Source organism: Pirellulales bacterium (assembly GCA_019694435.1).
Classification (GTDB): domain Bacteria; phylum Planctomycetota; class Planctomycetia; order Pirellulales; family JAEUIK01; genus JAIBBZ01.
In genome coordinates, this window is record JAIBBZ010000039.1 from 1 (window position 1) to 11525 (window position 11525).

General features: G+C 67.6%; 5 protein-coding genes. 3 read left to right on the forward strand and 2 right to left on the reverse strand.

Going from position 1 to position 11525, the window contains the following annotated elements; translation table 11 throughout:
• Positions 1–1356, forward strand: a 1356-nt coding sequence (locus K1X74_20410; protein MBX7168711.1) for a DUF1501 domain-containing protein, incomplete at its 5' end; no start/stop codon positions are given.
• Between the two features lie 36 nt (positions 1357–1392).
• Here the strand turns inward: K1X74_20410 and K1X74_20415 are convergent.
• Positions 1393–2625 carry a BBP7 family outer membrane beta-barrel protein gene (locus K1X74_20415; GenBank protein ID MBX7168712.1) on the reverse strand — a complete coding sequence of 411 codons (1233 nt, stop codon included), beginning with the start codon at positions 2623–2625 and terminating at the stop codon, positions 1393–1395.
• A gap of 265 nt (positions 2626–2890) precedes the next feature.
• Here K1X74_20415 and K1X74_20420 point away from each other — a divergent pair, with 265 nt between their 5' ends.
• The gene (locus K1X74_20420; GenBank protein ID MBX7168713.1) at positions 2891–5905 is read left to right on the forward strand and encodes a DUF1553 domain-containing protein; all 3015 of its coding nucleotides are present in this window, start codon (positions 2891–2893) and stop codon (positions 5903–5905) included.
• Complete coding sequence (locus tag K1X74_20425) at positions 5895–7340, forward strand: DUF1501 domain-containing protein (GenBank protein MBX7168714.1); 1446 nt, start codon at positions 5895–5897, stop codon at positions 7338–7340. Before K1X74_20420 ends, K1X74_20425 begins: the two co-directional genes overlap by 11 nt.
• Before the next feature lie 66 nt (positions 7341–7406).
• Here K1X74_20425 and K1X74_20430 read toward each other — a convergent pair whose 3' ends face one another.
• Positions 7407–11495, reverse strand: coding sequence for a hypothetical protein (locus K1X74_20430; protein MBX7168715.1), 4089 nt, complete (start codon positions 11493–11495; stop codon positions 7407–7409).
• Positions 11496–11525 lie beyond the last annotated feature (30 nt).

Genomic DNA, 11525 nt, shown 5'->3' on the forward strand with positions numbered 1-11525 from the left:
CTGGCCGCCGGCGAGCTGCTCGCGCGCGAAGCCGTGGGCGACGAGCCGTCGCGGGCCGCGAACCCGCTCGCCCCAAGGCAGCCGCCGCGCGCGGGCCAGGCCCGGCATGTGATCTTCATCTTCTTGTCGGGCGGTCCCAGCCAGATCGAGACGTTCGATCCCAAGCCGGAGCTGATCAAGTACAACGGCCAGAAGCTGCCCGACAGCTTCAACTCGGCCGGTCTCGACCTGCAATTCATGCGCGCCTCGGACGGGACGCTGCTGGCCTCGCCGTTTGCGTTTCGTCCCCGAGGGCAGTCGGGCATCGAGATCTCCGACTTGTTCCCGCACCTGTCGCAGCAGGCCGATCGCTTGGCGGTCGTTCGATCGTGCCACCACGAGTCGTTCATCCACGGGCCGGCAATCAACCTGGTCACGACCGGGTCGCTGCTGTTGGGTCATCCCAGCGTCGGTGCGTGGGTCACCTACGGGTTGGGCTCCGAAAGCGACAACCTGCCGGCCTACCTGGTGCTGACCGACGGCGGTTTTCGCGGCGGCAACGTGATGTACCAGTCGGGCTTTTTGCCGGCCGTCTACCAAGGCACGTGGCTGCGCGACTCGGGCCCGCCGATTCAGAATCTCGCGGTGCCGCCGCACCTGTCCGCGGCTCGACAGCGACGGCTGATGGACCAGCTCCAGGATTGGAACGAGCGCTACGCGGCCGACCGGCCGGGCGACAGCCGTCTCGAGGCGCGGCTGGCCAATTACGAGCTGGCCTACCGCATGCAAACGGCCGCCCCGGAGTTGATGCGGCTGGAAGATGAAACCGCCCACACGCTGGGCGAATACGGCGCCGACCAGGAACCGACGGCCCGCTTTGGCAAGATGTGCCTGCTCGCGCGGCGGATGGTCGAGCGCGGGGTGCGCTACGTGATGCTGATCAACAACGACTGGGACGGCCACGAACACTGCGCCAAGAATCACGAAACCAACGCCGCGCGAATCGACCGGCCCATCGCCGGATTGATTCGCGACCTGGCGCAGCGGGGCCTGCTCGACAGCACGCTGCTAGTGTGGGTCGGCGAGTTCGGCCGCACGCCCGTCATGCAGGGCACCCAGGGGCGCGATCACAATCCCTACGGCTTTTCAGCCTGGCTGGCCGGCGGCGGCGTGCGCGGCGGACAGGTGATCGGCGCTACCGACGACTTTGGCTTCACGGCCGTCGAAGACAAGGTCCACGTGCACGACCTGCACGCCACGATGCTGTCGCTGCTAGGGCTCGATCACACACGCCTGACCTATTTGTTCGAAGGCCGTGAGCGGCGCTTGACCGACGTCGGCGGGCAGAACGATCTGGCCGCACGGCTGGTCGGCTGACCTGCCCGCGCGCCGGTCCGCATCAACGCGGCAGAGTCACCACGACAGCGTCGCACCGATCTGCGGGCCGTGATAGACCGAGCGGCCCTCGTGATCGAGATTGACCGGGCCTGTCGTGAGGTAATTGATGTCGCGCGGGATGTTCTGGGTGGCGATCGCCAGCCCATCGACCCACAACGCGTGGTAGCCAAACCGCGCGGCGAAGTGCGGCGTCACCTGGCAGTTCATGGTCAGCTCCAACTCGCCGGTGAAGACCGTTTTCTGACCATCGTCGTCGGCCAGATACGTCGTCACGGTGCCGGTGCCGGGATCGCGCAGTAGTCGCGTCTCGAGCGACGCATCGTTCTGCAGCACCGCGGCCTTGGCCTCGAACGCGCACGTCCAGCGGCCGTACACGTAGATCTGCGAGTTACCGCCGATCTGGACGCCGAGCATCTGGTTGTCGGTCTTGACCGTCACGTCGTTCGTCGCGTCGCTCGGACCCGGCTCGTGCGACGCCGTACGCAGCCGGGCCGTTTCGGAGACGTTGAGGTAGCGCAGCCCCACCAGCGCCGAGAAGGCGAAGTAGGGCGGCGTCTCGAAACGATGCCGGACGTGCAGCTCGGCGTTGTCCAGCTCGCTCTCTGCCTCGTAGGCGGCCAGGTAGTTGTAGTCTACGCCCGGGGTCAGGCCGGGGTTGCCGAAGTTCGACAACCGCGAGACCAGGTTGCCGGTGGTGCCCAGCGGGTTGATCGATTCGTCGAACAGCGCGCGATCTTCCTGCCAGTCGCCGAGACCGTAGTACAGGCCTTCAATGCGCCAATTCGGCGCAAACAGGTAGCCTGCGCCCAGCCTTGGCATCGCGGCAAACGGCGCATCGGATTGGTTGCTCGCCAGACTGTGGCCGTTCGCGCCGGCGAACTCGACGTCGGACATCTGATCGCGCCGCAGGGCCAGCGCGTCGGCAAACACCTGCCAACGACCCAGCGTCGCCCAGTCGAGGCCCGCGCAACAGACGTCGCCCAGGCACTCTTCACAATTGCCGCCGCAAGGCGGCAGCCAGCCCTCGCGAGCATGCGGATCGGGCGCCACGGGAATCGCCGGAACGCTGGGGGCGGGCGGATAGGCCATCGCTTGCATACCCGCCGGCGGCGGCGGCACATAGGCCGGCGGCGAGGGGGGCGGCGCGTAGGGCACCTGCGCCGTGCGCGCCGGTTCGGCCGCAAACGCAGCCGGGGCCAGCGCCAGGATCAAGCACCAACCAGCCACGATTCGCCAGGTGTCTCGCATGCAGCAACGCGCCAGCACGGGATTACAAATTCGGCCTCACAAGGCTGATCGGCGAGCGGCAATCGGCATTTCCAGTCAATCCGGCAGAACCCACAGGCTCTCGCCAGAATGCCCGATTTACCGATACCGGAACTTCGCTCCGGCGGGTCCGCCACCCGGTCGGCCGCGAGTTGGCGGGAACTGTCGTTTTGCGCCGCGATTTGGCACCCGGCGCGCCGGGTGGCTAGATTGCTCCGGAGGGACATTCAAGCTGCGAAGCATCGTCATGTGCTATCACCGCACAACGCGTGGGCTGCTGGTCGTCGCCGTGGCGGCCGCGTTGGCGGCACCGGCGGCTGCCGATTCGCCGTGGAATGCCGAACGCTTCGATCGACAGCTCGCTCCCTGGCTCGCGCGGCACTGCCTCGAGTGCCACAACTCGGCCGACCCCAAGGGCGGGCTCGATCTGACCCAGCGCGACGCCGCCCTGCGAGGCGGCGATTCGGGACCGGCGCTCGTTGCCGGCAATCGCGACGAGAGCCACGCGTGGCAACGTGTGGTCGCCGGCGAAATGCCGCCCGAGATGTCTCTGGCCGACGACGAGCGCGAACTGCTGGGCTCGTGGATCGCGGCCGGTGCCCCGTGGGGCACAGACCCCATCGATCGGTTTCGCTATTCGACCGACCACCGTGCCGGTTACGACTGGTGGTCGCTGGCGCCGATTGTGCGTCCCGACCCGCCGGCGGCGGCCGACCCACGCTGGAACACTCAGCCCATCGACCGGTTCGTGTTCGCGGGCCTGAGCGCGGCGGGCCTGACCCCGTCGCCCGAAGCCGGCAAGCGCGTGTTGATCCGGCGGCTGTACTACGACCTGTGGGGCCTGCCACCCGAGCCCGAGGCGGTCGCCGCCTTCGAGACCGACGGCGATCCGGCGGCCTACGACCGGCTGGTCGATCGGCTGTTGGCGGCTCCGCAGTACGGCGAGCGCTGGGCTCGGCACTGGCTCGACGTGGTGCGGTTCGCCGAGACGAACGGTTTTGAATATGACGAGCCGCGGCGCGACGCGTGGCCCTATCGCGATTGGGTGATCGCGGCGCTGAACGAGGACTTGCCCTATGACGAGTTCTGCCGCCGCCAACTGGCGGGCGACGTGCTCGCGCCCGACGACGCCTCGGCAACCGTCGCGACGGGCTTTCTGGCCGCGGGCCCCTATGACACGCCCGGCCAGAGCCAGCAGAGCGCGGCGATGAAGGCCGTCGTACGGCAAGACGAGATGGAGGACCTGGTCGGTACGATCGGGCAGACCTTCCTGGGACTGACGCTCAATTGTGCGCGGTGCCACGATCACAAATTCGATCCGCTGTTGCAGCGCGACTATTACCGGGTCGTCGCGGCGCTGTCTGGCGTCCGGCAGGGCGTGCGCGATATCACCACGCCCGCGCAGCGCGAGACAGACCAGCAGCAATGGCAACAGGCGCGCGACGAAGTCGCGTCACTCGCCGCCCAGCTCGATGCGATCGACGCGCCGATCCGCGTGCAGATCGCCAGCCAGCGCGCCTCGACCCCGTCGTCCGGCGATCAGGCGCTGCGCCCGATCGCGCGCTGGGATTTCGACGACTTGCGCGACGGCAACGGCGCACACGCGATCACGCTGCAAGGCAGCGCGGCGCTCGGCGCAGGCGCTCTGAATGTCGACGGGAGTTCGGGCTTTGCGACGACGGAGCCCTTGATCCAGGACGTGCGCGCCAAGACGCTCCAGGCCTGGGTGCAGCTGGCCAACCTGAACCAGCGGGGCGGGGCGGCCATCAGCCTGCTGTCGGCCGACGGCCAGGTGTTCGACGCCATCGTCTTTGCCGAGCGCGAGGCGGGCCAATGGCTGGCCGGCAGCAATGGATTCGAGCGCACGGAAAGCTTTCAGGCACCGGCCGAGACCGAGGCCGACGGCCGAGCCGTCCGCATTACGATCACCTACGCCGACGACGGCACGATCGCCGCCTACCGCGATGGCCTGCCCTACGGTCAGCCTTATCAGACCGGCCCGCCGGTCTTGTTCGCGGCGGGCCAGGCGTACGTCGCCTTCGGCCTGCGCCATCAGCCGCCGGGCGGCAACCGGATGCTGGCCGGCGCGATCGAGCGAGCCGAGCTTTACGATCGGGCCCTCACGCCGGCCGAAGTCGCCCGCGCCGGCGACGAGATACCCGCGGACGAAATTATCGCGCGACTCGATCCCGAGACCGCGCGGCGGCGCGCCGCTTTGGCCAAGCGGCTCGACGCGGCCCGCAGTCGCCTGGCGGCACCGCGCCAGCGCAACGTCTATTGTTGCCGGCCGCGCCAGCCCGAGCCGACGCACGTGCTGCGTCGAGGTGACCCACGGCAGCCTGCCGACCTGGTTGCCGCCGGGGGGATCGCCGCCATGGGTCCGGCCAGCGAGTTCGGCCTGGCGCCCGACGGGCCGGAGGACGCGCGCCGCGCGGCGCTCGCCAACTGGATCGCGTCGCGCGACAACCCACTGTTTGCCCGCGTGATGGTCAATCGGGTCTGGCACTACCATTTCGGCGCCGGGCTGGTCGATACGCCGAACGATTTCGGTTTCAACGGCGCGCGTCCGTCGCATCCCGAGCTGCTCGATTGGTTGGCGGCCGAATTCCGCGATGGCGGCTTCCGGCTCAAGCAACTCCACCGGCTGATCGTCACGAGCGCCACCTATCGCCAGGCTTCGCTCGCCCGCGCCGAGGCTGTCGAGCGCGATGCGAGCAACCGGCTACTGTGGCGCTACACGCCGCGGCGGCTCGAAGCCGAGGCCCTGCGCGACAGCATGCTGGCCGTCGCCGGGCGGCTCAACCCGCTGGCTGGCGGGCCAGGATTCAAGGACTACGAAGAGCTCAATCGATCAGGCACCTGGTCGTACCTGCCGGCAGAGCGCAGCGGGCCCGAGTTCGAACGCCGCACCGTCTATCGCACGACGACGCGCGGCGGACGTGGCGGGCTGCTCGATGCATTCGATTGCCCCGACCCTTCGACCACGACGCCGCGCCGCGCCGTCACGACCACGCCGCTGCAAGCGCTGGCACTTTTGAACAATGCCTTCGTCCTGCGCATGAGCGACGCCTTCACCGAACGTGTCGAGCACGAGGCCGGCAGCGAAGTCGCCGCGCAAATCGAACGGGCGTTTCGCCTGGTCTATGGCCGGGCCGCCACCGAGCGCGAGACGGCCATCGCCCTAGCGCTGGTGCGCGAGCAGGGGTTGGCAAGCCTGGCGCGCGTCTTGCTGAACAGCAACGAGTTTGTCTATGTCGATTAACGGGATGGACTGCAGTCGCCGCGAGTTTCTCGCGTTTGCCCGTTGGGGAGTCGGCAGCATCGCCGCGGCCGCGCTGCTCGCCGCCGACGGCCGCCCTGCGCGGGCCCGCGTGCCGGGCGAGGCGTCGGACCCGCCGCCGCATCATCCCCCCAAGGCGCAGCGCGTCGTGCACATCTGCCTGTGCGGGGCTATGAGTCATCTCGACACGTTCGACCACAAGCCGCTGCTCAACCGCCTGCACGGCCAGCCGCTGCCCGGCAATGAACAGCCCGACGTGTTCTTCGGACAGGTGGGCCTGCTCCGCCGGCCCGAATGGGAATTCCGCCAGCGCGGCGACAGCGGTTTATGGGTGTCGGAGCTGTTTCCCGAGCTGGCGCAGGTAGCCGACGAGCTGACGGTGATCCATTCGATGGTGGCCGAAACCTCGAATCACACCCCGGCCACATTCCAAGAGAACACGGGCTTTCGACTCAACGGCTTTCCCACGATGGGTGCCTGGCTGTCGTACGGACTGGGCACCGAGAGCGACGATCTGCCGGCCTACGTCGTGGTGCCTGATGCGCGCGGTTACCCGGCGGGCGGCTCGATCAATTGGTCCAATGGGTTCTTGCCGGCGCGGCACCAAGGCGTGACGCTGCGCAGCTCCGGCGCGCCGATCGACGACCTGGTGCCCGCCCGAGCCATCTCCAGCGATCGGGATCGCGCCACGCGCGAAGCGCTCGCGGCCCTGAACGCGCAACACCTGGCCGACCACGCCGGCGACGATGTGCTGGCCGCGCGGCTGCGCAGCTACGAGCTGGCGGCGCGCATGCAAACCGCCGTGCCCGAGGTCGCCGACCTGGCGCAGGAAACCGAGTCCACACGGCAGCTCTACGGGCTCGACCGGGTCGAGTCGGCCGATTTCGGCCGCGGCTGCCTGTTGGCGCGACGGCTGCTCGAACGCGGCGTGCGGTTCGTGCAATTGTTTTCCGGGGGCTCGTTCGGCTCACCGCGGATCAACTGGGACGGACACGAAGACATGCGCGAGAATCACGGCCGCGAGGCGCCGCGCATCGATCGGCCGGTGGCGGGCCTGTTGCGCGACCTGCGGCAGCGCGGGCTGCTCGACGATACGCTGGTGCTGTTCACGACCGAGTTTGGACGAACACCGTTCACGCAATCGGCCGCCGACGTCGTGGGCCTGGGACGCGACCACAACCAATACGGCTTCACCGTCTGGCTGGCCGGGGCGGGCCTGAAGCACGGTATCGCCTACGGCGCCACCGACGACGTCGGCTACAAGGCGATCGAACGGCCCACGTCGTGGCACGACCTGCACGCGACAGTCCTGCACCTGTTGGGCATCGACCACGAGCGCCTGACCTACTACCACAACGGCATCCGCCGGCGGCTGACCAACGTCCACGGCGAGTTGCTCGGAGACATTTTGGCCTAAGCCGCCGGCGCATGCCGGCCACACTCCTACCGGTTCCCCTGAACCGGTCACCCGGAAAAATCGCAATCAGGGCAGCGCGTCGGTTTCGGTCTCGCCGGCAGAGCCGTCGGATACGACGTCCTGTCCGAAGGTGTAAAACAGCCAGTCGAGCTCGTCGCCGCCGGTCAACTGGTCGACCGCGCCGTCGCTCACGACGGTGTCGCCGGCCAGCAGCGTATCGACCAGCAGCGAACCCACGCGATTGGCGTACGTGTCGCCGTTGTTCCACACGCCCGCGGCGCCGTTGAGGAGCCCGTAGTAGTCGGGGGCATATTGGATGATGTCGGGCACGAGCAAGTCTTCGCCCGCGCCGCCGTTGAGGCTATCGGCCCCGCGGTGTCCGACGAGCACGTCGTTGCCGGCTTCGCCGAAAATAGCGTCGCCGAGGTCCGTCCCTTGTGTACCGCCGACGAGCAGGTCGTTGCCCGTGCCGCCGAACAAGCTGTCGGCACGCTGCCCGCCGTAGAGGGCATCGTCGCCGCCGCCGCCATAGAGCACCACGCGGCGTTGCGTGACGAGTTCGGCGTCGATCACGTCGAGGCCGTCGTTGCCGTAGGCGATGATCTTGCCGTTGATGCCGTTGAGCGAGACCACCGAGAAGTTCAACGCCCCGTTCTCGAACTGCGTGACCATCGTCACGCGTTGAGCCGAGTTGAAGAAGAACACCGCGTCGAAGCCGGGCGTGCCGCTCCAGATCAGGTCGGTGTGCCCGGCGCCATCGGAACGCAGGACATATTTCGCCACATTGACGCTTTGCACCTGGGTGTTCGCCTGACCTACGGCATCGGTCACCGTCGCCTTCACGGCGTAGTTGCCGGCCGCGGCAAACACGTGCGAGAGCGTCACGCCCGACTCGGTGCCCGACGCCGTCTGATCGACCGCGCCGTCGCCGTCCCAGTCGATCGCATAGGTCAGCGGCGCCGTGGGGCCCGTGGCCCCGGTGGGCGTGGTAAACGTGAACGACAGGCTCTCGCCACGGTAGGCGGACGACGCCCCGGCGATTTCGACGTCGAGCGGTTCGGCATGGCTGCCAAAGTCCTCGACCTCGGCCCATTCGCCGTCTTCCAGGTCTTCGAACTCGTAGCAATCGCCGGTGATCGGCGTGCCAATCACGACCGGAATCGAGCCCAACACGACGTTTGTGCCTTCGCGTACGAATTGCAGGTCGAATCGGTGTGGCAGGCCGTCGCCGACGAATTCGACGTCGAACGTGGCCGTCTGGCCGGCGCCGATATTCGGCAGCACGCCCGTGTGGTTGATGATCGTCACGCGCGGGTCCGATGCCCGGAGCGTGATGTTCACGGCCACGTTCGTCACGGCGTTTTGGATGGCCGAGACGACGCCGTTGGCGACCGTACCGCCGAAACCGGAGCTGATCTGGAAGTACATCGGATCGCCTGGGTCGATCGGGTCGGCGGTGCCGTTGGCGATCGACGCGGCCGAATGGTTCGTCGCGCCGGTCAACCGGGCAATCGCCTCGAGATCCTGCCGCGGGTCGAGATTGGCCTCCGGATTCACGCCGAGCCCAATGACCAAGGCGCCCAGGGCGTTCAGGCCGGTGATCGTCTCTTGGATGCCGGCCCCGTAGTTGAAGGGAGTCGTCGTACGGGCCGACTCGGTCAACACCGACAAGGGCAGCGTGAGTCCGCCGACACCGGTGATCGTCGAATCCCCCGGCTTGGGCTGATAAGCAAAGCCCGTGTCGGTCGCCGCGAGGACGATCGGCAGCGCCCCGGGCCGGAAGCCCGCCCCGCCGACGTTGCCCGACGCCGCCAGCACGTTGCCCGACGCGTCGGGCGTGAACGATGCGTAGGAAGGCACGTCACCGCTATCGCCAGGATTCAATTGGGTGTTGACCAGGCCGGCGGCGCCGCTATCGAGCACCGAACCGTTGTTGTTGCCGTCGAAACCGGCGCCGGTGACCGTCTGATACAAGGCTTCGATCAGCGTCTCGGGCGTGTCGCCGCCGTAGCCGGGCGCCATCCTGTCGAGCGCCGATTGGATCGAGGTCGCGAAGCCGGGCACATTGCTGGCGATGATCGGCTGGTTGAGGATGAACGGCCGCCCGGTCGAATACTCTTCGGCAAAATTGCCGTACTCTTCGAACCGGCCCACGCCGAAGCCGAGATCGATTCCCGGCAGCGCCGATTGCAGGGCCGCGATGATCTCGGGGAACGCCGCCCGCACGATCGGGCTGTTGTCGGTGAAGCTGCCGGTGTCGTCGAACAGCAGAAACACGTCGACCTGGTTGGTCAGGGCGCCGCCGCTAGGCAAGGTCAACGAAACGTTCTGCCGATGCGTCTGGCCGTCGGCCAGCGCGACCGTGATGCTCGTCGGGCTGACGTTGCCGACCACCGGATTGCTGGTGCCCATCGGCCAGAGCGTTCCGCCGGTGGGCCCGGGATAGCTGTAGACGTGGCCCGTCGGGAGCACCTGGCGGATGACGTAGGCACCCGGCGTCAGGCCGGTGAACGCGTACGAGCCGTCGGCCCCGGTGACCGTGGTCGGTTCGCCGGCATCGAGCTGATCGTCGCGATTGAGATCGATGTAGATCGTCACGCCCGGCATGCCCGGTTCGCCCGGGTCGCGGACGTGGTCGTTGTCGAGATCGTCGAACTTCACGCCACGGACTTCGTTCGGGCGGAAAATATTGCCCATATTGACGCCGGCCAGTTCTTGGGCGGCGGTGACCGTTACGACGTGGTGACTCTGGTCGGCCGGAGTCGGCAATTGATCGGCCGGGACAATCTCACGCACGTGGTACGTGCCGGCCGGCAGGTGCGTGAAGCTGTAGGTACCCGTCTCGTCGACGCCGGGCGTATAGAACAAGTCGGCCGAGGTGACCACCGACGCTTCGCCCGCGTCGAGTGCGCCGTTGTCGTTCGTGTCGAGAAACACGGTGATGCCGGCCAGACCGCGTTCGCCCGCGTCGCGCGTGTGATCGTGATCCGAGTCGGCATAGACGGTGCCCCGGATGATGGCTTCCTGGCGCAACTGGTTGCCGAAATCGATCGCCGTATAGACGAAGCCGGTGTCGAAAAACAAGGTAGTCGAACCCGTGGCCGGCGCCGTGGGCCGATACTCGGCCAGTTGCTCCTCGCGCAGATCGAACGTGCCGGTCGGGATGCCGAAGATTGAATACGCGCCGTCGGCAGCGGTCACCGCCGTCGGTTCGCCGGCTTCGTAGGCGCCGCTGCCGTCGACGTCGACATACACCCGCCAGCCGGCCAGACCCGGCTCGGTGTAGGTGCCGGTGCCTGAGTCGAATTCGCGCACGCCGCTGCCGTCGAGGTCGTTCCACACCACGCCGCTGGCGCTGGCGGCCTCGAGCACGACGTTGGCGAAGTCCTGCGTCGTCGTTTGGCTGTCGTAGATCGAGACCCACTCGCTCGTGTTCCAGCCCGGCGCGGCATCCCACCCCGTGGGCAGGACCTCGGCGACGACATAGTCGCCCGTCTCGACACCGGAGAACAGGTAATAGCCATTGGCGTCGGTCGTCGTCGAAACGTCGCCGGCATCGAGTGTGCCGTCGGTATTCAGGTCGAGATACACGGTCCAGCCCGACAGGCCCGGCTCGGTGTAGTCGCCCGTACCCGGATCAACGGCGCGCACCCCGTCGCCGTCGAGGTCGTTCCAGACCGTGCCGTCGAGATCGCCGTAAGTGGGAACGATAATGCCTTGGCTGTTGCCGAAATGCACTTCGACGCCGTCGCCGTCTTCGACCGTGACGAATTGCGACACGGGCGTCGTGGCGGACCAGCCGGCCTGCAAGATCTCGCGCACCTCGTAGGTGCCGGACAGCAATCCGGCAAACTTGTACTCACCCGCGTCGTCCGTCACGCGCGACGGTTCGCTGCCGTTGAGCGCGCCGTTGTGGTCGAGGTCGAGAAACACGGTCCAGTTCGGCAACAGCGGATCGCCGGTGCGATTGCCGTCGCCGTTCAGGTCGTTGAAGACCTTGCCTTCGATCACCGTGTTCGGGTCACCGCCGAAGACACCGGCCAGGACGAGCCGATGCTCGAGCGCCTCGAGCGGGCGAAACGCGCGGCGGCCACGGCGTTGCGACTTGCTGCGAGAGAAGAACGACGCACTCTTACGCACAGGACGGCGACGCATGTGAGCTTCCCTTGGCTACAGGACGTAGTG